The 23,796-nt window shown below is 70.0% G+C and carries 13 protein-coding genes; 9 read left to right on the top strand and 4 right to left on the bottom strand.

Annotated features, from left to right (window positions below):
• Nucleotides 1-57: 57 nt before the first annotated feature.
• Both ACEXQC_RS11490 and ACEXQC_RS11485 read right to left on the bottom strand, forming a co-directional pair.
• Nucleotides 58-3,405 (bottom strand): cell wall-binding repeat-containing protein, encoded by a 3,348-nt coding sequence (locus tag ACEXQC_RS11490; protein WP_374821949.1) that lies wholly within the window; start codon nt 3,403-3,405, stop codon nt 58-60.
• 23 nt (nt 3,406-3,428) lie between these two features.
• Complete coding sequence (locus tag ACEXQC_RS11485; RefSeq protein WP_374821946.1) at nt 3,429-7,538, bottom strand: cell wall-binding repeat-containing protein; 4,110 nt, start codon at nt 7,536-7,538, stop codon at nt 3,429-3,431.
• A 190-nt stretch (nt 7,539-7,728) separates the two neighbouring features.
• On the opposite strand from ACEXQC_RS11485, the gene ACEXQC_RS11480 reads away from it, so the two are divergent.
• The 4 genes from ACEXQC_RS11480 to ACEXQC_RS11465 all read left to right on the top strand — a co-directional run bounded on the left by ACEXQC_RS11480 (nt 7,729) and on the right by ACEXQC_RS11465 (nt 16,157).
• Nucleotides 7,729-12,585 (top strand): cell wall-binding repeat-containing protein, encoded by a 4,857-nt coding sequence (locus tag ACEXQC_RS11480; RefSeq protein WP_374821943.1) that lies wholly within the window; start codon nt 7,729-7,731, stop codon nt 12,583-12,585.
• 144 nt (nt 12,586-12,729) lie between these two features.
• A complete protein-coding gene (locus ACEXQC_RS11475) occupies nt 12,730-13,881 on the top strand; it encodes a permease (RefSeq protein WP_374821939.1) in 1,152 nt (383 codons plus the stop codon).
• Nucleotides 13,874-14,665: a TIGR03943 family putative permease subunit gene (locus ACEXQC_RS11470; RefSeq protein ID WP_374821936.1), complete on the top strand. Its 792-nt coding sequence runs from the start codon at nt 13,874-13,876 to the stop codon at nt 14,663-14,665. The genes ACEXQC_RS11475 and ACEXQC_RS11470 overlap by 8 nt, the downstream gene beginning before the upstream one ends.
• 49 nt (nt 14,666-14,714) lie before the next feature.
• Nucleotides 14,715-16,157, top strand: a complete 1,443-nt coding sequence (locus ACEXQC_RS11465; protein WP_374821933.1) for a hypothetical protein — start codon at nt 14,715-14,717, stop codon at nt 16,155-16,157.
• Between the two features lie 44 nt (nt 16,158-16,201).
• On the opposite strand, the gene ACEXQC_RS11460 is transcribed toward ACEXQC_RS11465, so the two are convergent.
• Nucleotides 16,202-17,269, bottom strand: a complete 1,068-nt coding sequence (locus tag ACEXQC_RS11460) for a CobW C-terminal domain-containing protein (protein ID WP_374821930.1) — start codon at nt 17,267-17,269, stop codon at nt 16,202-16,204.
• A gap of 50 nt (nt 17,270-17,319) precedes the next feature.
• On the opposite strand from ACEXQC_RS11460, the gene ykgO reads away from it, so the two are divergent.
• From ykgO to araA, 5 genes are all read left to right on the top strand, one after another.
• Nucleotides 17,320-17,442, top strand: coding sequence for a type B 50S ribosomal protein L36 (gene ykgO / locus ACEXQC_RS11455; protein ID WP_056039375.1), 123 nt, complete (start codon nt 17,320-17,322; stop codon nt 17,440-17,442).
• A 38-nt stretch (nt 17,443-17,480) separates the two neighbouring features.
• Nucleotides 17,481-18,536 carry a LacI family DNA-binding transcriptional regulator gene (locus tag ACEXQC_RS11450; RefSeq protein WP_374821927.1) on the top strand — a complete coding sequence of 352 codons (1,056 nt, stop codon included), beginning with the start codon at nt 17,481-17,483 and terminating at the stop codon, nt 18,534-18,536.
• Between the two features lie 99 nt (nt 18,537-18,635).
• Nucleotides 18,636-20,420 (top strand): xylulokinase, encoded by a 1,785-nt coding sequence (locus ACEXQC_RS11445; RefSeq protein ID WP_374821924.1) that lies wholly within the window; start codon nt 18,636-18,638, stop codon nt 20,418-20,420.
• 18 nt (nt 20,421-20,438) lie between these two features.
• A complete protein-coding gene (locus ACEXQC_RS11440) occupies nt 20,439-21,236 on the top strand; it encodes an L-ribulose-5-phosphate 4-epimerase (protein WP_374821921.1) in 798 nt (265 codons plus the stop codon).
• Nucleotides 21,233-22,756, top strand: coding sequence for an L-arabinose isomerase (araA, locus tag ACEXQC_RS11435; RefSeq protein WP_374821918.1), 1,524 nt, complete (start codon nt 21,233-21,235; stop codon nt 22,754-22,756). The genes ACEXQC_RS11440 and araA overlap by 4 nt, the downstream gene beginning before the upstream one ends.
• Before the next feature lie 43 nt (nt 22,757-22,799).
• Here araA and ACEXQC_RS11430 read toward each other — a convergent pair whose 3' ends face one another.
• Nucleotides 22,800-23,762 (bottom strand): hypothetical protein, encoded by a 963-nt coding sequence (locus tag ACEXQC_RS11430; RefSeq protein WP_374821915.1) that lies wholly within the window; start codon nt 23,760-23,762, stop codon nt 22,800-22,802.
• Nucleotides 23,763-23,796: the final 34 nt, after the last annotated feature.

The following is a 23,796-nucleotide window of genomic DNA, read 5'->3' as shown; positions in this document are numbered from 1 at the left end:
TGTTGGTTGCTCGTTGTTCGGTGTTGGTTGCTCGTTGCTCGTTGCTGCGGAGCTGGACTAGCTGCAGGCGACCAGGTTCTCCACGGCCTCGGTGAGGGTCGCGGTGCCGCCCAGGAGGGTGACCTTGGTGGCGCCGAGTTCCTCGATCTGGGCGAGGGTCTCGGCCGGGATGCAGTCACTCAGCACCGTGAACAGCGGCGCGTCGATGCGCGGGGCGTAGGCCGAGCCCGCGAGGGCGTCGGGGAACGTCAGCCCTGTGGCGAGCAGCACGTGATCGGCTTCGGTGAAGAAGTGGTCGTTGATCGACCTGGCCGCCGCGAACCTGTCCGCACCACCCAGACGCACGACACTCGTGAACCGAGCCGTATCCGCCTGGATGCCCGCACTGACAGATGCCTCGCCGCCGGCGATCACGACATCGGAGACACCGAGATCCTCGAGGAGGGTCCTGGTGGCCGCATCGAGCCTGGACGCCGACCCGTTGACGAGGATCACCGGACCAGCACCATCGATCGCCGCACCCGCAGCCAGAGCATCCGAGAACGTCGTTCCCGTCGCGAGCACTGCGGTCTCGGTGCCACGCGGGAACGCGGCCGCAGCGATGTTCCGCGACGCCTCGAACCTGTCAGCACCACCGATACGAGAGACCGTGCCGAGAGTCGCGAGCGACGCCTCGACCATGGTCGACACCGTGGAGGTGCCACCGACGATCACGATGTCCGTCGCGCCCAGCCGCTCGATCTCGGCCGAGACCGAGGTCGGCAGGTTCGCCGCCGTGGTCAGCAGGATCGGGGCACCGGCCACCGTTGCGGCAGGAGCCGCGGAGAGCGCATCCGGGAACACCTCACCCGACGCGACGTACACGGTGTCGGACCCTTCGGGGAACCCGGCCTTCGACGTGTTGACAGCGACCTCGTACCGATCCGCACCCGCGATCCGATCGACCGTCAGCGACGGCTCCGGATCGACGCGCTCCGGAACGACGACCGATGCGGTCACCTCGAGACGGGTCGAGCTGAACAGCTCCCGATCCGCAGCGTCGTACGCAGTCGAACCGCCGGCCCCCACCCACTGGTTGAGGTTCGCCCCGATCGACTGCACCGTGCCGGTGACCCCGTACGTGCCGGGGGTCGAGAGGTCGACCGCCGACGTGTTCCACGTCACCGGCAGCTCAGCGGTTCCACGCTCGTACGCGAGGTTCACGGCGGCCGTCGCCGGCAGCGCCGCAGCGACGTCGGCGGGCTCCGCCGACTCCGAGAGCGTCACCGATCCGAGATCGCTCTCGACCACCGACACCGCATCCGCAGCCCGCACCGTGTCGTACTGCGCCTTCGTGAGCGACACGATGCCGCCGTGCTTGGTGCTCGGGGCCATGTAGAAGTCGCCACCCGTCAGCTGGGTCCAGCCCGCCTCGAGGTCGGTGGTCTCCATGGGCCGGTATCCGGTGCTCGGGATGACGTCGACGTACAGGTACCAGCGGTCCTCGCTGTGGCTCTTGAACACCGCCGGCCCTTCCACGCCGCCCGGGTTGCCCCCGGACCACACCGCACCGATCTCGGTCTGCAGGGTGCGCCAGGTGGTGCCCGACTCCCACCAGCGCTCCGCCTCCGTGGCCTCCATGTAGATGCCGTCGCCGAACGCGTTGTCCTTCGTGATGCGGTACGTGGTGCCGTCGTCCTGGATCATCGTGGTGTCGATGGCGTCACCGCCGAGGTCCACGAACTCGCCACCGAACTCGTAGGTCTCTTGCGTGAAGTCGGGCGTCGCTCCGTAGAGCACGCGGCTGTAGCTCGCGCCCTGCTGCTCGGGGTCGGATGCCGGGAACTCCGTCGACGACCAGTAGACGACGAACGCCCCGCTGCCGTCGGCGTAGTAGTCGTCGACCCACGTGGCCTCGGGTGCCCAGGCCATGCCGAGCTCGGCGCCGAGCGCACCGGCGGCCCCGGCCCCCACATCGATCTGCCGCAGGTCGCCCCACGTCACGAGGTCCTTCGACTCCCAGATGTTGAGCATCGTGCTCGCGTTGCGCGTCCAGTGGCACCACGTGGTGCACGTGCCTGAGCCCTGGTCGCCGCCGAAGACCCGCAGGTCGGTGGCGATGATGTAGTACGTCTCGGTCTCGGGGTTGTAGGTGAGATACGGATCGCGCACGCCCGTGGTGCCGAGGTCGGAGGCGAGGATGGGCTCGCCGCCGTTCAGCGGATCCCACTGCTCGGGGTTGTCGCCCCGCGAGACGTCGAGGTAGATCTTCTCGGCGTACCCCTCGGAGTCCTCGATGAAGTGCACCATGAGGTAGCCGTAGTCGTCGGTCGCGGCGGCCTCGGGCTCGACCGTGACGTCGACCTCACGAGAGGCGGTGACGCCCCGCACGGTGGCCGTCGCGGTGAGCGTGCCCGTGAGCGCGGGTTCGCCGGCCGCGGGGAGCTCGGCCGTGACCGACTTGCCGTCGTCGCCGACGGTCACTCCGGGGAGGCTCGACGCCCAGCGCACGGCTCCACCGGCGTCGGGAAGGATGAGGCTCGAGTCGTCGATGACGACCGGGGAGAGTCCGTCCACGATCCCCTGCGCCGCCGCGGCGAAGCTCTCGGCGTGGGCCGTGGCGTCGGTGTCGCTCACGGCACCCACCTCCTCGGCGCTCAGCGCGCGGTCGTAGACGCGGAAGGCGGACACCTCGCCCTTGAACACCGGGTCGGGCCACGGAGACCGGCCGATGGTGTTGAGCGACTGGTCGGTGATGGATCCGGGGGTCAGCGTCGTGGCGGTCTGGCTCACGAGCACACCGTCCACGTAGAACGTGATGGTGTCCGCCTCCCCGTCGATCACCGAGGTGAGGTTGTACCAGCGTTCGGCGTCGAGGGCCGATCCCGATCGGGCGTTGACCTCGCCACCGCCGCCGTTGGTGGTGATCGCCGTGCGCGGGGTGTCGCGCACCGAGGCGAAGTAGTACTGCTGCGTGGAGGCATTGCCGATGTTCCAGAGGAAGTTGAACTGCGACTTCATGGAGGCGTCGAGCTTGGTCTCGGTCGTGATGGTGGCCGAGGTGGCGCCCGCGAGCACGTCGTCCGGCAGCTCCACCCAGTTGGCGGTGCTGCTCGAGGCCGCGCCACCGGTGAAGGTGAGCGAGTCGCCCGTCCACAGCCCATCGGATCCGTTGACCACGGTCGCGTCACCGACGGTGCCGTCGCCCGTGGCCGTGTTGGCGACCGTGGATCCGGAGGTCTGCGAGAAGAGGTACTCGCCGATCAGTCCGTCGGCAGGGGCGGATGCCCGCGCGGGAACGGGGGCGGCGGCCGGGGCCGCCGGGGCGGCGCTCGCGGCGCCGGTGGTGACGGCGCCGAGCCCCGCGACCATCAGCAGCGCTGCTGCCGAGGCCACGGTGACGCGCAGGCGGGAGGGTGCAGACACGTTCTGTGTTCCTTTCGAGGCGCTCACGACTGCGGTCCGCAGGCGGTGAGGTTCTGGACGGCTTCGCTCAGGGTGGCGGTGCCGCCCAGGAGGGTGACCTTGGTGGCCCCGAGCTCCTCGATCTGCGCGAGGGTCTCGGCCGGGATGCAGTCACCCTTGACCGTGAACAGCGGCGCGTCGATCGTCGGTGCGTATGCGGAACCCGCGAGAGCGTCGGAGAACTTCAGCCCCGTCGCGAGCAGCACATGATCGGCGGTGTCGAAGAACGCCGCGTTGATCGTCCGCGACGCCTCGTACCTGTCGGCACCACCCAGGCGGGTGGTGTCGGCGATGGCTGCGGCATCCGTCTGGATGCCCGCCGTCACCGACGCCTCACCACCGGCGATCGCGATCTCGGTCACACCCAGATCGGTCAGCAGCTTCTTCGTCGCCGCATCCAGGGTGGACAGCGCACCGTTCACCAGGATCACCGGGCCCGCACCATCCAGCGCGGCACCTGCGGAGAGCGCGTCCGGGAACTTGCTCCCGTCGGCCAGCACCGCGATGTCGGCACCGTCGGGGAACGCGGCCTTCGCGATGTTCCGCGACGCCTCGAACCTGTCAGCACCACCGATCCGAGTCACACTCCCGAGCTTCGCCAGAGAGTCAGCGACCTTGGCCGAGACCGTCGACGGGCCACCCACGATCACGATGTCCGTGGCGCCCAACCGCTCGATCTCCGCCGCCACCGACGACGGCAGATCGGCCGTCGTGGTCAACAGGATCGGAGCACCGGCAACAGTCGCAGCCGGAGCCGCCGACAGAGCATCCGGGAATACCGCACCCGACGCCACGTAGACGGTGTCGGACCCTTCCGGGAACCCGGCCTTCGACGTGTTGATCGCCACCTCGTACCGATCCGCACCGGCCAGACGATCCACCGTCACCGACGGCTCCGGCTCCCCGCCCGACACCACGACGTCGAGCGTCACGGTCGGCGAGACCAGCTCCTCCTCGCGCTCCATGTCGAGCACGGGCAGCCCCTCGGCCGACCAGTGCACGCGTCGCACGAACATGTCGCGGCCGCTCAGGCCGTTGTTGTCGGTGCGGGCGTGGAACACGTAGATGAGGTTGCCGTCCTCGTCCTCCGACCACATGCCGTGGCCGGTGCCGAGCTGCCAGGCGCCGTCGTAGATGCCGGACTTCTGGATGGGGTAGTCGAGCTTCGTCCACGCCTCGGGCGAGGTGAGGTCGGTGTCACCGGAGGCATCCGCCGTGGCGAGCCCCGTGGTGTAGGTGTTGCCCACGGTCGAGCCGGAGTACAGCAGCTGCAGCACACCGTCGTGGTTGATCACGTTCGGGCCCTCGGCGATCGTGTTGTCCCAGGCGAACTCGGGAACGAGGATGCGCACGGGCTCCGAGGTGAGACGGGTCGGGGCGGCGGGGTCGACCTTCGCGATGAAGAGCGCACCGAGGTGCTGCCAGATGTAGTACGCCTGACCCTTCTCGTCCTGGAAGAAGGTCATGTCGAGCGAGATGCCGGCGATCTGGTTGAGGTCGGAGCCGTCGGCGCGCAGCACCTTCTCGGGCTTCGTCCAGTTGGCCGGGACGGCCGGGTCGAGGTCGGCTCCGGATGCGTCCTGCTTGAGCTGCATGATCGACGCGCGACCCGACCACATGTCGGGGTTGCTGCCGTAGCAGGGCATGAAGAGGATCGACAGCCTGCCGTCGATCTCGTGGTACTCGGGGGCCCAGAAGCAGCCGGTCATCACGTTGCCCTGCGCATCCGTGTCGCCGCGCTTGAGGAGGTCGATCTCGGTCGCGCCCGCAGCGTCGGAGAGTCCCGTGATGGAGTCGGCGATGCGGATGGGCATCTTGGCGGCGCCCTGCTGCTCGATGTTCGAGCCGTAGAGGTCGTTCGTGGCGATCATGAGGTACTTCATGGTGCCGTTCCAGTCGTACTTGTAGACCGAGGGGTCTGCACGCTCGTCGGCGAACGGGATCGGGTAGTCGGTCTGCTTGACCGTGCCCGTCACCGTGTACGTTCCGGGGGTCGAGGCGTCGACGCCGCTCGTGTCCCAGCTCGCGACGGGGAGGGATCCGGTGGAGCCGTCCGAGTAGTCGAGGTCCACCGAGGTGGGGAGCTCGAGGGCGGCGACATCGCCGTCCTCGTCGAGGGTGACGTCGTCGAACGGCTGGTAGCCCGTGTTGGCGATGCGGCCGAAGCGCTCCTCGAGGGCGGTCACGGTGGCGGCGTCGACCGGCACGCTGCGACCGGCCACGTAGTCCTGGATGCCGGCGGCGGTCTCCACCGCTCCGGACTCGGCCACGTCGCCCGCCACGACGGCACCGCGCGTTCCGGTTCCGGTGAGGTCGGTCATCGTGGTGTACTTCGCGGTGCCGGAATCGTCGGTCCAGGCGATCAGGTAGTGCTCGGCGGCCGAATCCCAGACGACGTGCGGTGCGTTGACGCCGTTGGTCTCGCCCACGTCGAGCAGGCCGACCTCGTCGTAATCGAGCAGGTCGTCCGAGGTGGCGATGAGCACACGTGAAGTCTGGGTGCCGTCGGAAGCGCCGCCGCGGGCGGTGCGGGTGGCGATCACACCGTAGGTGCCGTCGGCGAGCATGAACACCGAGGGGTTCACGAGGCTGCGGAGGATGGCGTCCGAGGTGCCGTCGGCGGGAGGGGTCACCGAGGTCTTCGGGAAGAAGATGCCGTAGTTCTCGTTGAGCGGAGTCCAGTCGGTGGCCGCCGGATCCTTGAGGGCGAGGTGCATGCTCAGTGCCACGTCGGCGTTGTTGGCCTCGTTCTCGGTCGTGGGGGTGCGGTGGTAGCTCAGCAGCTGCTGCGTGCCGGCGGCCGGCAGAACGGTGAGGGCGAAGCGCTTCTGCACCGTCGTGCCGGGGAAGCCGGAGGCGGAGACGATCGCGTCGACCGTGCCGGTGACGGGTGGGGTCGCGTCGCCCGCCGCGGTCACGGTGCCGTCGGCGGCCACGGCGATGCCCTGCGCGTTCTGCAGGGTCACCTCGGTGCCCTCCGCAGGGGCGGGCAGCACGGTGCCGGAGGCCACGACCGGGGGCAGCGCGTAGCCGGCCGCGGCCGCATCCACCCGCTCCTGGTCGCTCGTGGGCACGACCGTGATGGTGATGCTCGTCGAGGCGGTCACGCCGCGCACGGAGCTCGTGGCGGTGGCGGTGACCGTGGCGGGGCCGTCGGCCTCGCTGGGCTGGGTGACGCGGCCGTCGGCCGAGACGATCGAGGGGTCGGAGGTCGTCCAGCTCACCCGTCCGCCCGCGGTGGGCAGGGCCACGTAGTTGCCGTCGACGGTCTGGTCGGCGAGCTCGAGCCCGTCGAGCAGGGCCTGGGCGGCCGCTGACATCTCGTCGGCGTGGATGGCGGCATCCGTCTCGGAGACATCGGCGACCTCGTCGGCCGAGAGCGCCCGGTCGTACACGCGGAAGGTCGACACCTCGCCCTTGAAGAACGGGTCGGGCCAGGGCGAGCGGCCGATCGCGTTGAGCGACTGGTCGGCGATCGAGGCGGGCGTGAGCGTGGTGTCGGCTTCGCCCACCTTCTCGCCGTCGACGTAGAACGAGATGGTGCCGGCTGCGCCGTCGATCACCGAGGTGAGGCTGTACCAGCGACCGGCCTCGAGGTTGCCGCCACGAGCGTTGATCTCGCCGGCGTTCGAGGAGGTGGTGATGGCGGTGCGCGCCGCATCCCGCACCGAGGCGAAGAAGTACGAGGTGGGCGCATCGTTGCCGATGTTCCAGAGGAAGTTGAAGGTCGACTTCATCGAGGCGTCGATGCTCACCTCGGTGGTGACCGTGGCCGAGGTCTCGCCGGCCAGGATGTCGTTCGGCAGGCGCACCCAGTTGGCGCCGCTCGTCTTGCCGCCGCCGGCGAAGGCGAGGGAGTCGCCCGTCCAGTTGGCGTCGGATCCGTTGACCACGGTGGCGGCCCCCACGGCTCCCGCGCCGGTGGCGGAGTTGGCCACCGAGGCACCTGTGGCCTGCGAGAACACGTACTCGCCGATCAGTCCGTCGGCCGGTCGTTCGGCGGCGGAGGCCGCACCGGCGGAGACGAGCCCGCTGCCGATCACGGCGAGCGACACCGCCGCGGCCATCGCTCTGGTCAGGATCCTCGACGTCATGGTCACCCTCTGCTCATCGTTGAGTACGCACACCCGACCCATTCGTGGTGCCGTGTGAGCGATCACTCTAGCCACAGGAGGGCCCGAATGTGAAGGTTCACATTTCTCGTTGACAGGTGTCACCCGAACCTCCTAAAGTTCATCGGGAGTGCAATGTGAGCGCTCACACCGTTTCTCGAGGAGGAGATCGATGTCCAGGTCCACACACGCCCGCCGATGGTGCGCCGCCCTGGTGGCGACAGTGCTGATCGGCAGTGGAGTCCAGTTCGCTTCTGCGGGCGCCGCCTCGGCATCGATCTCGCCGGCCGCCGTCGACGCCCCCGCGGATCTCGCGGCGATCGCCATCCCGTCGTCCGACGACGTGCGCGGCAACATCCACCTGCCCACCACGGGGGCGAGCGGCAGCACCATCACCTGGAGCTCCTCCGACCCCGCCGTCGTCTCCGACGCCGTGGTCACCACCGAGGGCGGCGAGATCGCACCCGGTGCCGTCACCCGCGGCACCGAGGACACGACCGTGCAGCTCACCGCGACCGCCGAGGGCGAGTCGAGGGTCTTCGACGTCACCGTCAAGGCCGCCGTGCCCGCCGCGGATCCCGAGGGCTACATGTTCACCTACTTCGCGGGCGAGTCCACCGACGCCGGCGAGGAGATCTACTTCGGCGCGAGCGAGGGCTCGAGCCCGCTCGAGTGGGACGAGCTCAACGGCGGCAACCCCGTGCTCAGCTCCTCGTTCGGCGAGGAGGGTCTCCGCGACCCCATGATCATCCGCTCCCCCGAGGGCGACAAGTTCTTCATCGTGGCCACCGACCTCAAGATCTACCCCAACGGCGACTTCGGCCGCGCCCAGCGCACCGGCAGCCTGTACCTCGAGATCTGGGAGTCCACCGACCTCGTGAACTGGTCGCCCCAGCGTCACGTGCAGGTGTCGGACGAGGCCACCATCGGCAACACCTGGGCCCCCGAGGCCTACTACGACGAGACCATCGGCGAGTACGTCGTGTTCTGGGCCTCGAACATCTACGACGCCTCGATCGCTCCTGAGGCGCGCGACAACTTCGCCACCTACAACCGCATGATGTACGCCACCACGCGCGACTTCGTGACCTTCTCCGAGCCGCAGATCTGGAGCGACTCCAACCGCGGTCGTGGCCTCGGCCTCATCGACTCGACCGTCATCCAGGACGGCGACACGTACTACCGCTTCACCAAGGACGAGGGCACCATGAACGTGCTCCTGCAGAAGTCCGACTCCCTGCGGGCCACGAGCGGCGACCCCATGGTGGTGACCGAGGATCCGAACGCGTGGTCGCTCGTGACCCGCGAGATCGGCCGCAACCAGACGTACACCGCCATCGACGGCTCCACCCGCACCTACACGGGCGGCGAGGGCCCCACGGTCTTCAAGGACGTGCAGGACGACGGCACCTGGTGGCTCTTCATCGACCAGCCCGGCTACCACGGCGGAGTCGGCTACGTCGCCTTCCGCTCCACCGACAAGGGCCTCACCTGGCAGGCGCAGGACTCCTCCGGCCTCCCCGGCGTGCCGCGCCACGGCACGGTGCTGCCCATCACGGCCGCCGAGCAGGAGCGCCTGCAGGAGGCCTACAACACGCTCGAGGGCGTGGCGCAGACCGAGTTCGACGTGGAGACGACCCCGGGAGAGGCTCCGCTGCTGCCCTCCACGGTCGCCGCGACCTACACCTCCGGTGCCACCGGCCAGGCCGAGATCACCTGGGACGCGATCGACCCCGCCGCCTACTCCGCGGTCGGATCGTTCGAGGTCACGGGCCGGGTGGAGGGCCTCGAGGCCACTCTCACCGCTCGTGTGACGGTCGCCGAGGCGCCCGGCCTCGAAGAGGGGCTCGTGGTGCACTACGAGCTCGACGAGACCACGGGCACCGTGGCCGAGGACACCTCGGGCAACGACCGCGACGCCACCGTCGAGGGCACGCCGCAGTGGGCGGGCGCCGAGGGCTTCCGCTTCACGGGCGGCACCACGGCCACGGGCAACCGCATAAAGATGCCGAACAACCTGCTCACGGGGCTCGACGACGTCTCGGCGAGCTTCGACCTCTGGGTGGATGCCGGACTCCCGCAGAACACCATGTCGTTCGTGCTCGGCAACGCCTCGACCGCCAACAGCGGGTACATGTTCGCCACCGCTCGCGACTACAACAACACCTTCCGTGCCGCCATCACCCCCACGAGCGGTGGCGCCGAGCTGAGCGCCGCCGGTCCGCAGCGACTGCCGGAGGGCGAGTGGGTGCGGGTCACCTACACGGTCTCGGGCGGCGAAGCGGGCAGCCCCGGAGTCGCTCGTCTGTACCAGAACGAGAACCTCGTGGCCACGAACGCGAACATCACCACCACGCCTGGCGCGATCGGTGGAGGGACGACCACGTTCAACTACCTCGGCCGTTCGTCGTGGGCAGCCGATCCGCTCTTCAAGGGTCAGATGCGCGACTTCCGCCTCTACGACCGAGCACTCGACACCGCCTCGGTGCGCGAGCTCGCCGGCGTGGAGGAGGTCACCGACGCGCAGCGCGTGGCGGACGACGCCGAGGCGCTCTCCATCTCGGGCTCCGAGTCCGTCGTGGGCAGCGTGACGCTCCCGGCCACAGGCGAGACCCACGGCTCGGAGATCACCTGGGTCTCCTCCGACCCCGCCGTGGTCACCGACACCGCGGCCGCCGCCGACGGCACGATCGCCGCGGGCGCCGTGACCCGCCCCGCCTGGGGCGAGGGCGACACCACGGTCACCGTGACCGCCACGGTGCGAGCCGGTGAGGAGTCCGCGACGCGGTCGTTCACGCTCACCGTGAAGGAGTCGCCGCGTGCCACTCCCGACGAGGGCTACGGCTTCGCCTACTTCGCCGGGGAGCCGGGAGGCCAGAACACGGTCGAGGGAGAGAAGATCTACCTCGCCGCGAGTGACGGCAACGACGCGCTCAACTGGAACGACGTCAACGAGGGCCAGCCCGTGCTGACCTCCACCGAGGGCACGACAGGCCTCCGCGACCCGTTCATCATCCGCTCGGTCGAGGGCGACAAGTTCTACATGCTCGCCACCGACCTCTCCATCGGCAGCGGCACCTCCTGGTACGACTCGTTCACCAACGGCAGCCGTTCGCTCGAGATCTGGGAGTCGACCGACCTCCAGAACTGGTCGGAGCAGCGCCACGTCGAGGTCGCCCCGGAGAACGCGGGCATGGCCTGGGCGCCCGAGGCGTACTGGGACGAGACCATCGGCGAGTACGTCGTCTACTGGGCCTCGCGCATGTTCTCCGACGCCACGCACAACTACGAGACCTCGCCCGGTGCCGAGCTCGCGCAGATCCTCTACTCCACCACCCGTGACTTCGAGACGTTCTCGGAGCCGCAGGTCTGGCAGGAGGGCTGGGACCGCATCGACTCCACCGTGATCAAGGAGGGCGACACCTACTACCGCTACACGAAGGAGATCGGCGAGGGCACCTGCACCGACATCATCGCCGAGAAGTCGACCGACCTGCGGGCGCCGACCGTGCGCGGTGAGGAGGGCGCCTGGACCACGGTGGCCGACTGCGTCACCAAGGAGAACACCACTCCGGCCATCACCAACCTCGTGGAGGGCCCGACCGTCTTCAAGGCCAACCCGGGCGACACCTCGGTGCCCGAGGGGTCGACGAACGGCCACTACCTGTTCGTGGACGACTTCAACGGCGGCGGCTACATCCCGCTGTACAGCGACGACCTCGACTCGGGTGAGTGGACGCAGGCCGAGGGAGCGGATCTTCCGCCCGACGCCAACCCCAACGCCGTGCCCCGTCACGGAACCGTGCTCAACCTCACCCGCGCTCAGTGGCTCTCGCTGCAGGGCTCGGCACCGGAGCGGATCGCCACCTCCGTGGCGGTCTCCACCTCGGCCGATGGCCAGGTGACCGCCACGGTCACCGCCGCCGACGGGCACGAGGTGGCCGGCGAGGTGCGCTTCACGGTCGGCGACTGGTCGACCACGGCCGCGGTGACCGCCGAGGGCGACACCTTCGTGGCGACCGCTGCCCTGCCCGCCGGTCTCACCGGCACCCAGACGGTGAAGGCCGACTACCTGGGCTACGACACCCTGGATGCCTCCACCGCGAGCGCCGAGTTCGAGGGCGCGCCGGAGGGCATCGAGGTCGATCGGATCGCGGGCGCTGACCGGTACGAGGTCGCTGTCAACACGTCGAAGGCCGGGTTCCCCGAAGGGTCCGACACCGTGTACGTCGCGTCGGGTGAGGTGTTCCCGGATGCGCTGTCGGCTGCTCCCGCGGCCACGGTCGCCGGTGCCCCGATCCTGCTGACCACGGCGGCGAACCTGCCGACCTCGGTCTCGGCCGAGATCGAGCGGCTGGGTGCGACGGACATCGTGATCGTCGGTGGCACCTCGACGGTGTCGACGATGGTCGAGGCGTCGCTCGCGACTCTCGGCACGGTCTCCCGGATCGGTGGCGCTGACAGGTTCGAGGCCTCGCGGAACATCGCGAAGGCGGCGTTCCCGCGAGGCACCGAGACCGCAGTGCTCGCCACGGGAACGACGTTCTCGGATGCTCTGGCTGCCGGTGCGGCGATCGACGGCGACGGTCCGGTGATCCTCGTCAACGGATCGGCGTCCAGGCTCGATGCAGCCACCAGGACCCTCCTCCAGGATCTCGGTGTCTCAGACGTCGTGATCGCCGGCGGCGAAGCATCCGTCAGCGCGGGCATCCAGGCGGATGCGGCTCGATTCACGAGTGTCGTGCGTCTGGGCGGTGCGGACAGGTTCGCGGCGGCCAGGTCGATCAACGACCACTTCTTCACCGAAGCCGATCACGTGCTGCTGGCGACGGGGCTGACGTTCCCCGACGCCCTCGCAGGCTCGGCCTACGCACCCCGCATCGACGCGCCGCTGTTCACCGTGCTGAGCGACTGCATCCCGGCCGAGACCCTCGCCCAGATCGAGGAACTCGGCGCCACCAAGGTCACCCTCCTGGGCGGCACCGCAACCCTCACCGAAGCCGTGGAGAACCTGGTGGCCTGCCGCTAGTCCGCTCCGCACCGCACCAAGAACGGCACCGCCCCTCGCGAAGGGCGGTGCCGTTCTCCGTCGGGGGACGACTCCGCGCTGCCCTCCGGCCCACTGCGAGAACTCCGCGCGAACTCCGCGCGAATCGACGGTGAAGTCCCCCGGATGAGCGATTCCGCTCGGATAGCCTCGCGGAGTCCGCCCGCAGATCCGGAAGCCGCTCCGCCCTTGAAGTCGCCCGCCACCGCGCCCACCCGCGCGCCCGCCACCCAGCCAGACCGCCGCGCTCCACTCGTTCCCGACGGCCCGTTCGGCGCTCTCCGACCGAGGTCGCGGTTCTGGCGAGGTGCCCTGATCGGCGTCGCGCTGCTCGCCGCCGTGGTGGCCGTGCGTGCCGCGACCGGGGAGGCGGGCGCCTGGGATCTGCCCGATCGGCTTCAGGATTTCCTCACCCTCTCGATCAGCGTGATCGTGGAGTCGCTCCCCTTCGTGGTGCTCGGCATCGTGCTCTCGATCGTGGTCCAGCACTGGCTGCCGCCCACCCTGATCGTGCGCGTGCTGCCCAGGAACGGCGTGCTCAGGCGCGTGTGCATCTCGTTCATCGGCATGCTGCTCCCCGTCTGCGAATGCGGCAACGTGCCGCTCGCTCGGGGACTGGTTCTGCGTGGTTTCACGCCGGCCGAGTCGATCGTGTTCCTCCTCGCCGCCCCCATCCTGAACCCCATCACGATCGTCACGACCTACCAGGCCTTCGGATGGGAGGGCGGCATCCTCGTGGGACGGATCGTCGGCGGGTTCCTCATTGCCAACTTCATGGGCTGGCTGTTCAGCCGGCACCCGGCTCCCGAGAGCATCCTCACCGGGCGCTTCGCCGCGGCCTGCCGTGTGCCCGAGCCCACGGTCACCGGAGGTCGGGCACGTGCCGGCGGCAGCGTCGACATGTTCGTGCGCGAGACCTCCACGATGCTGCCCGCTCTGGTGCTGGGCGCCGCCGTCGCCGGGCTCGTGCAGGTCGCCGTGCCGCGGGAGGTGCTCGTGCAGCTCGGGCAGAACCCGCTGCTGTCGATCCTCGTGATGATGGCTCTCGCGTTCGTGATCTCGATCTGCTCCAACGTCGACGCGTTCTTCGCGCTCTCACTGGGGTCGACCTTCATGCCGGGAGCGATCGTCGCCTTCCTCGTATTCGGGCCCATGATCGACCTCAAGATGATCGCGCTCATGCGCACGACCTATCGACGCACGGCGATACTCCAGATCGCGATCGTCGTGGGGCTCGCCACCGTGGTCATCGGACTGGTGGTGAACCAGCTTGCGTGAGCGCGTCTCGGTCTGGCAGGGCATCGTGCTGTGCGCCGTGCTCGTGGGGGCCACTCTCTGGTTGGCCGCCTCCGGCCGGCTGCCGCTCTACATCCACCCGCGCTACGTGGAGTTCACGCTCGCGATGGCGCTCATCGCGGCCGTGTTCATCGTGGCGGGGGTGGCGTTCGCCTGGGTGCGTGGGCGCAGCGGATCGGAGCACTCGCACTCGCACGGCGACCACGAGCACGACGATCAAGAGCACCACGATCACGAGCGAGGCAGAGGCGCCTTCGCGGTGACGGGAGCGTTCGCACTCGCGGCCGCGACCGTGCTGTGCCTCGTCATCGTGCCGCCGGCCACCCTCAGCAGCGCCACCGCGGCCGACCGCGAGATGAACGCGGGCGCACCGGTGCTCGACGACGACGAGCTCATCTCGATCGGAGGCGACTACACGTCGTTCACCGTGAAGGACTGGGCGTCGCTGCTCGGCCAGATCTCCTCCGCCGACTACTTCGAGGGGGCGAGCGCCGACGTCGTGGGATTCGTGACCCCGGACTCCGAGGACCCGGAGAACGTGTACTACGTCTCCCGGTTCATCGTGACGTGCTGCGCCGTCGATGCTCAGCCCGTGGGGGTTCCCGTCTTCGAGCCGTCCTGGCGGTCGACGCTCGACGAGAACCAGTGGGTGCACGTGTCGGGCCCGCTCGTGGCCAACCCCTCGACCGGAGGAGGACCGGCGGTCGTGGTCGATCCCGAGTCGGTCGAGCTGGTCGACGAGCCCTCGGATCCCTATGTCCATTGAGCCGAAGTCCACTGTGCCGATGTCCACTGAGCCGGTGTCTACGGTGCCTATGTCCCCCGAGCCCGGCTCCACCACGCCGTCCCGCTCCTTCGGGTGGACCGTGGCGGCCACGTGCGTCGTCCTCGCCCTCGTCTCAGGGGCGCTCGTGGGGGCGAGCGCCCTCATCGGTCTGCGGGTCGAGGTGTCGCTTCCCGATCCGGAGCGCTCGGTCAACGCGGCGCACCAAGCCGTGGTGCTCACGGCCAACCAGCAGCTCCAGCCCATCGACGCCGACGACGTCGACATCACACCGGCCGTGCCCTTCTCCCTGACCGCGTCGGCGAATCGCATCACGATCGTGCTCGACGAGGTGCTCGATCACGCCACCGACTACCGCATCGAGGTCGACGGCGTCTCGGGATCGTTCGGTGACGAGCCCGCGACGATAGCGCGCACCTTCACGACCCCCGCGGCCGGTCTCGTAATCGAGCGGGAGGGGCCAGCCGGCGACGAACTCGTGCTCGTCGAGCCCGCCGAGGCGGGGTCGATCGGTGATCCCACCGGGCAGCCGGCGGAGACGACGCTCCTCACCGGGCGCACGATCTCCGACTTCACAGCCGGTGGCGAGCGGGTGCTCGTGGCCGTCGCGGGTGAATCCGACGGCCACGACGACCTCCTTCTGCTTCAATCCGATCCCGATGGCCAGATGAGTGGTGACCCCGTCACCGAGCTCGCGATGCCCGAGCCCGGTTTCGCGTCGCAGCTCGGCATCGAAGCCACCGAGCAGCTCTGGGGTTTCCGCTTCGAGGCGTCGGAGGAATCCGCCGACCGCACTCTCGACAAGGTCCTGCTCGTCGGGCGGGGCACGGAGGCTCCCCAGCCCGTGCTCGGCATCGACGGCCAGCCGTTGCGCGTGCTCGACTGGGCGTTCCTGCCCGGGCGTCCCGCGCTCGTGGCGCAAGGGGTCGATCAGAACGTCGTGCTCATCGACTTGAGGCCGGACCGCCCCGCGGTCCCTCTCGGCAGCCATCCATCGCTGGTGACGACCGGGCTCGACGGGAGGTCGATGGTGATCGGCGAGGAGGACGGACTGGTGAGGCACGACCTCGTCTCGGGCGCGGTCGAGCCGATCGACATCCTGCGCGGCGACGACCGCTTCGCCTATCCCTCCGATGCGGTCGTCGCCGACGGGTTCCTGCTGCTGTCGTACTCGGTCGTCGACCCCGCGACGCATCAATTCGTGCAGCTGGTGTCCGTCCGCCGCAGCGACGACGACGCTCCTGCCGCCGACCCAGGCGGAGCGACCCCCGCCGACGCAATCCTGTTCGACTCGGGAACCTCCGGGGCCACGGTGGCCGATGTGGCGCTCACCCCGAATGGCCGCTTCGCCGCGGTCGAGGTGTCGGAGCCCTCCACCGGCGACTCCCGCACCCTTCTCTTCGACCTCAGGGCGGCGGGCGGACCTCGTCAGACCGCCGAGATCGAGGGGGCGGGCGGCAGCTGGGCCCGCTGAACCCTCCTCGCGATCGCCCACCTCGAAGACGAACCGCACGACCGTCAGTGGTGGTGGGTCGCCCACCCCGGGAACGGATCCACGTAGCGCTCCCACAGAGTCGGTCCGGCCGCGAGCTCGTCGCCCTCGAGCAGGCAGCCGCTGAGCTCGGCCTCGAGGGCACGCCTGTCGAGGTCGAGGCCGAAGAAGGCGATCTCCTGACCGATCGGGGATTCCGGATCCCAACTGCGCATGCCCGTCGGATCCAGGTCGAGCACATCCCCGGCCGACGACCACTCGCCTATCCGATCCGGTCTCGACGCCAACCGCACGAAGCCGCGCGATCGCACGATCCGGCCGACCCGATCGGGCGCGAGGCGATCCGAGACCATCTGCTGCAGGCGACCGGGGTGGAACGGGCGGGGGTCGCGAAAGACGTAGGCGCCCACGGGCTCGAGCGCGCTCGCGGCGGCGACCCGGTCACCGAGCTGGCGCTGCCACCCCATCGATGCGCCGAGCCGATGCGCTCGACCCCGCACGAGTGGGCACGCCGACGGCCGGACCACCTCGAGCTCCGGCACGGAGACGATCCGGGCCGCCGGCGAGAGGAGCGCAAGCAGCGACACGACCAGAGCGGTCTCGGCGGGGGCCGAGTCGGCCCTGATGTCCGTCAGCACGATGAGGCCCGCGAACTCGAGCCGACGCGCGAGGCGCCCCGGTGATCCGAGATCCGACTCGTGCAGGGTCGACCCTCCGATCACGCACAGCTCCCGGAGGATCTCGTCGATCGACGTGACGGCGACGACCTCCCTGATCCTCACGGGGATCTTCTGCTGCCGGGATTCGAGCACGTGCTCGAGCACCAAGGCCACCTCCATGACATCGGCGTCAGGATCGAGCACCACCGTGGACTCCCCCACCATCCCGTGCCGCGCCTCCGAGGAGAGGCTCTCCGCGAGAGCAGCCGCGAACTCCGCGTTCCCCGCACCCGGTAGGTCGAGCTCGGCGGGCAGAGCGGTGTCGGGCAGCCCCGTGAGGATTCCCGCGACACGGCGGACGGCCGACGGGTCGCTCCCGCTGAGGAGAGTGACGGCGAGCGCGGCGGGGGATCGGTGGCCGAGAGGACTGGTCATGGTGACCTATGCTAATTGAGAACCGTTCTCAACAACAATCGGAGGTCTCCGTGAAGGTCCGCAACTCTCTCAAGTCCATGAAGGCGATGCCGGGCTCCCAGGTCGTGCGCCGTCGCGGGCGCGTGTTCGTGATCAACAAGCTCAACCCGCGCTTCAAAGCCCGCCAGGGGTGATCGGCCGGGCCAGGGAGGGGGGCCATAATCAGAGGATCATGAGCTCCGAATCCGCCGCGGCGACCCCTCCCGCCTCTCGCCGCCCGCCCCGCGCCGCGAGCGTGTTCGACGTGGCGAAGGCCGCCGGCGTCTCGCATCAGACGGTCTCGCGTGTGCTCAACGACCACCCGAGCCTGCGCCCCACCACGCGGCAGCGGGTGCTCGATGCCATGCGCGAGCTCGACTACCGGCCCAACCTGGCGGCCAGGGCGCTCGTGACGAGCCGCTCGCGCATCATCGGCATCCTCTCCACCGCCGGCGGCGAGTACGGCCCCTCCTCGAGCATCGCCGCGGTCGAGACCGCCGCCCGCAGCCGCGGCTACAGCGTGAGCATCGCCAACGCCGACGGCCTCGACCAGTCCTCCATCGACGAGGCTCTCAACCACCTCGTGGCCCTCGCCGCCGAGGGCATCGTGGTCATCGCCCCGCAGCCCAAGGTGCTCGCGACCCTCGCCAAGCTCACGTTCGGAGTCCCTTACGTGACCGTGCAGACGCTCGGCACCACCGACGAGTCCGAGATCGCGATCGATCAGCTGCAGGCCGCCCGCCAGGCGACCGCGCACCTCGCCGACCTCGGGCACACGCGCATCGGGCACCTCGCGGGCCCTCAGGACTGGATCGACGCGTCGTCGCGACTGGCGGGATTCCGGCAGGAGCTCGCCGCCCGCGGTCTCGACTCCGATCTGCTCGAGCTGGGCGACTGGAGCGCGGAGTCCGGCTACCGCGCCGGGACCGCCCTCCTCGCCGCCGGCGCCACGGCGGTGTTCGCCGCCAACGACCAGATGGCGCTCGGGCTGCTGCACGCCGCCCACGACGCCGGTCTCGCCGTGCCGGGCGACCTGAGTGTGGTGGGCTTCGACGACACCCCCGAGGCCAGGCACTACCTGCCGGCGCTCACCACCGTGCGTCAGGAGTTCACGGAATCCGGTCGCCGAGCCATCGGACTGCTGCTCGATGCACCGGAAGCGCGGGAGGCGGTGCCGTCGGTCGATCCGCTGCTCGTGCTGCGCGAATCGACCGCTCCCCCGCGCTCCGCCCCGTCTCGTCGCGGGTGAGATCGGGCGCTCTTCCGGAGCACAGACGATTCGTCTACACTCATCCTTAATGTGATCGATCACATCAAGATCGCAGGCAGCCGAAGGAGTCCGAGCATCATGAGCGAGCCCGCCACAACCCCCGAGCAGGAGGCCAACCCGGGGCGGGAGGCCAGCACCGAGCGGGCAGCCGACACGCAGCGGGCAGCCGACGCAGCGCGGCAGGCCATCCTCTCCGGCCGCACCTCCCTCGGCATCGAGTTCGGCTCGACCCGCATCAAGGCCTGCCTCATCAGCGACGACGACCCCTCCGCGGTGCTGGCCGTCGGCGCCCACGACTGGGAGAACCAGTTCGTCGACCGCGTCTGGACCTACTCCCTCGCCGATGTCTGGTCCGGCCTGCAGTCCGCCTACGCCGAGCTCCTCGCCGATGCCGAGCGACGCCACGGCGTGCGCCCCACCACGTTCGGGGCCCTCGGCGTCTCGGCGATGATGCACGGCTACCTCGCCTTCGATGCGGCCGGCGAGCTGCTCGTGCCCTTCCGCACCTGGCGCAACACCTCCACGGGCCCGGCCTCGGCCGAACTCACCGAGCTGTTCGGGCTCAACATCCCCCTGCGCTGGTCCATCGCCCACCTGCACCAGGCCGTGCTCGACGCCGAGCCGCACATCGATCGGGTGCACTCCATCACCACCCTCGCCGGCTACGTGCACGAGCGCCTCACCGGCCGCCACGTCATCGGCATCGGCGACGCCTCGGGCATGTTCCCCATCGACTCCGCCACCCGCGACTACGACGCCGAGCTCCTCTCCCGCTACGACGCCCTCCTCGCCGAACGCGGCATCGCGCTCGGCGAGGGCAGCTCGCTCGCGGCCCTTCTCCCCGAGGTGCTCGTGGCGGGTCAGCCCGCCGGCGAGCTCACGGCCGAGGGCGCCGCCCTGCTCGACCCCACCGGAACCCTCCAGCCCGGCATCGTGCTCTGCCCGCCCGAGGGCGACGCGGGCACCGGCATGGTCGCCACCGCCTCGGTCGCACCCCGCACCGGCAACGTCAGCGCCGGCACGAGCATCTTCGCCATGATCGTGCTCGAGCGCCCGCTCGGCAGCGTGCACCACGAACTCGACCTCGTCACCACCCCCGCCGGCGACGCCGTGGCCATGGTGCACTGCAACAACGGCGCGAGCGAGCTCGCCGCCTGGGCGGGCCTCTTCACCCGCTTCGCGCAGGCCAGCGCCATCTCGGGCAGCGGATCGGCTGTCGACAGCGACGCCGTCTTCGACACCCTCTTCCGCGAGGCGCTCCTCGGCGAACCGGATGCGGGTGGCCTCCTCGCCTACAACCACCTCGCCGGCGAGCCCATCGCGGGCCTCGACGAGGGCCGCCCGCTCGTGGTCCGCACCCCGGACAGCCGTCTCACCCTCGCCAACTTCATGCGCGCCCAGCTCTACGGCGTCTTCGGCACCCTCGCCCTCGGCATGCGCGTGCTGCACGACGAGGGAGTGGCGATCGACCGCATGTTCGCCCACGGAGGCCTCTTCCGCACCGCCGGAGTCGCCCAGCGCTTCCTCGCCGGAGCCCTCGACGCCCCCGTCTCGGTCGCCGCCACCGCCTCGGAGGGCGGCGCCTGGGGCATCGCGGTCCTGGCCTCCTACGTCACCGCCACGAACGCACCGTCGTCGCCCGCAGCATCCGCGCCCACCCTCGCCGGCACATCCACCGCGGCGCCCACCTCCGCGCACCCCACCGCGCCCGCCCTCGACGCCTACCTGCGCGACCGGGTCTTCGCCGACGCCCCCTTCGAGACCTCCGATCCCGACCCCGCCGACGTCGCCGGCTTCACGAGCTACCTCGAGCGCTACCGCGCAGGCCTCGCCGTCGAACGCGCCGCCGCCCAGCACCTCTGACCCCCCACAAGGAACCCCATGACTGATCCCACCTCCCCAGGCCCCGAGCAGGCCACCGCAGCCGCGCCGGCCGCCCCCCTCCCTGCCACGGGCGACACCACCGCCCCCTTCGCCCCCACCGCCGCACTCACGGCCGAGATCGCCCGCGTGCGCCAGCAGGTGAGCGACCTCCACGCCCAGCTCGTGCGCTACGGCCTCGTCGTCTGGACGGGCGGCAACATCTCCGGCCGCGTGCCAGGCGCCGACCTCTTCGTCATCAAGCCCTCGGGCGTCGACTACGACGACCTCGCCCCCGAGAACATGATCCTCTGCGACCTCGACGGCACCGTCGTCCCGGGCACCGAGGGCTCCGACCGCTCGCCGTCGAGCGACACCGCCGCCCACGCCTACGTCTACCGCAACATGCCCGAGGTCGGTGGGGTCGTGCACACGCACTCCCCCTACGCCGTCGCCTGGGCCGCCCGCGGCGAGGCCATCCCCTGCGTCACCACCGCCATGGCCGACGAGTTCGGCGGCGAGGTGCCCCTCGGCCCCTTCGCCATCATCGGCGACGACTCCATCGGCCGCGGCATCGTCGACACGCTCTCGGGCCACCGCTCGCGCGCCGTGCTCATGAAGAACCACGGCCCCTTCACCATCGGCAAGGATGCGCGCGACGCCGTCAAGGCCGCCGTCATGGTGGAGGATGTGGCCCGCACGGTCTTCTTCACCCGCCAGCTCGGCGAGCCCCAGCCGATCGAGCAGAGCGCCATCGACTCCCTCTTCAACCGATACCAGAACGTCTACGGACAAGACCCGACAGGATCCCTGAATTGACCAAGCTCACCACCGACCTGTCCCCCTACGAGATCTGGTTCTTCACCGGCAGCCAGAACCTCTACGGCGAGGAGACGCTCCGCCAAGTGGCCGAGCAGTCGCAGCAGATCGTCGCGAGCCTCGACGGTGCCGAGGCCATCCCCGTGAAGATCGTCTGGAAGCCCGTCCTCAAGGACAGCGAGTCCATCCGCCGCGCCGCCCTCGACGTCAACGCCGACGACAGGGTCATCGGCGTCATCGCCTGGATGCACACCTTCAGCCCCGCCAAGATGTGGATCGCCGGTCTCGAGGCGCTCGCCAAGCCGTTGCTGCACCTGCACACGCAGGCCAACGTCGAGCTGCCCTACGCCGACATCGACTTCGACTTCATGAACCTCAACCAGGCCGCCCACGGCGACCGCGAGTTCGGCTACATCCAGACCCGCCTCGGGGTGGCCCGCAAGACCGTGGTCGGTCACGCCACCAACCCGCTCGTGCAGAAGAAGATCGCCGACTGGTCGCGTGCGGCCGCCGGCTGGCAGGCCGTCAAGACCCTCAAGCTCGCCCGCTTCGGCGACAACATGCGCTACGTGGCGGTGACCGAGGGCGACAAGACCGAGGCCGAGATCCGCTTCGGTGTGCAGGTCAACACCTGGGGTGTCAACGAGCTGGCGGATGCCGTGGCGGTCGCCGAGGCGGACACCGCGGCCGTCGACGCCCTCGTGGCCGAGTACGAGGAGCTCTACGACGTGGCCCCCGAGCTGCGCAAGGGAGCCGAGCGCCACCAGTCCCTGCGCGACGGCGCCGCCATCGAGCTCGGCCTTCGTTCCTTCCTCGAGGAGGGCGGCTTCGGCGCGTTCACCACGAGCTTCGAAGACCTCGGCGCGCTCAAGCAGCTCCCCGGTCTCGCCGTGCAGCGCCTCATGGCCGAGGGCTACGGCTTCGGCGCGGAGGGCGACTGGAAGACCGCCATCCTCGTGCGCGCCGCCAACGTCATGGGCGCGGGCCTCCCCGGTGGTGCGAGCCTCATGGAGGACTACACCTACGACCTCGTCGAGGGGGCCGAGACCATCCTCGGCGCGCACATGCTCGAAGTGAGCCCGTCGCTCACGAGCGCGAAGCCCACGCTCGAGATCCACCCGCTCGGCATCGGCGGCAAGGACGACCCGGTGCGCCTGGTCTTCACCGCCGACCCCGGCCCCGCCGTCGTGGTGGCCCTCAGCGACATGCGCGACCGCTTCCGTCTCGTCGCCAACGTGGTCGAGGTCGTCGAGCCGCGAGCCCCGCTGCCGAACCTGCCCGTGGGCCGTGCCGTGTGGCGCCCCGCTCCCGACTTCGCCACCTCCGCCGCTGCCTGGCTCACCGCCGGCGCCGCGCACCACACGGTCATGTCGACCGCGGTGGGCGTGGAGGTCTTCGTGGACTTCGCGGCGATCGCCAAGACCGAGCTCCTCACCATCGACGAGAGCACGACCCTCAAGGGCTTCGCCAACGAGGTGCGCTGGAACCAGGCGTACTACCGACTGGCCCAGGGCCTCTAGCCGCTCGGGACCGCAGCAGGGGCACCCGCACCCGGCGGCACGCTCAGGGGTTGACGTTCACCTCGAGCGTGCCGTCGTCTGCGCGGTCGAGGGTGCCGGTGAGGGTGAACGGCAGCGTCGCCGGCGCACCGTCGCGTACACCGTAGAGCTCGCCGGGCACCGTCTCGAAGTTCCAGACGCTGCCGTCGTCGGTCCACACCCGCGCGAAGTCGCGGTAGTCGGGGCTGAAGTCCTCGAACGCGAACGGCGACGCCGCAGCATCCTGCCGCAGGCTCACCGGGCAGGCAACACCCTGGAATCCGGCGCCCACGCAGTCGCTCACCACCTGCGCCAGATCAGCCGACGCCTCGAGCCCGAGCCGCTCCACGACGGAGTCGTCGATCCCCGCGAACTCCGCCGTGGGCACGATCGCCGCGTCGACGGAGGGCACGAGCACCCTCACCTGGTCGGCGCCCTGCACCACGCCCGTCGGGTCGGTCCAGGCCACCTGGAGCATCCCCGGCCACACCCGCACCTCGGTGCTCGTGCCCTCCATCGGGAACGCGCACTCCTCGATCTCGACCTCGGCGACGACCGGCTCGGCGAACTCGACGGCTACGCGGTAGGAGTCGGGCAGCACGACCTTCCACTCCTCGCCGGAGCGCTCGAGCTCGACCGTCTCGGTCACCTCGGCATCGTGGGTGTACGTGACCTCGGCCGAGGCGGTGGCGCCGTCGTCCGCGACCTGCACCGAGCCCACCTCGATCGGGCTGATGCGCGGGCTCGGCTGGCCGTCCTCCATGAACGCCGCGCACGCGAACTCGGCGTCCGGATCCGTGGAGGCCGCGAGAGCCGTGGCGAAGTCGCCACCCTCCACCGCCTCGAAGAACCCCTCGAGCGCGGCGCCGGCCTGCTCCTCGGCGGAGGGCCCGCTTGCGGTGCACCCGCCGAGGAGCAGCGCCCCGGCGAGCACAGGTACGAGCACGGAAAGACGACGACGGCCCACGGTTCCCCCAACGTTCGGCATCCCCCTCAGTCTAGGGAGATACGCCGAAACCGCT

It is taken from the genome of Herbiconiux liukaitaii (assembly GCF_041927495.1).
In the GTDB taxonomy this organism is placed as follows: domain Bacteria; phylum Actinomycetota; class Actinomycetes; order Actinomycetales; family Microbacteriaceae; genus Herbiconiux; species Herbiconiux liukaitaii.
This window is presented reverse-complemented; position numbering and strand designations above follow the sequence as displayed.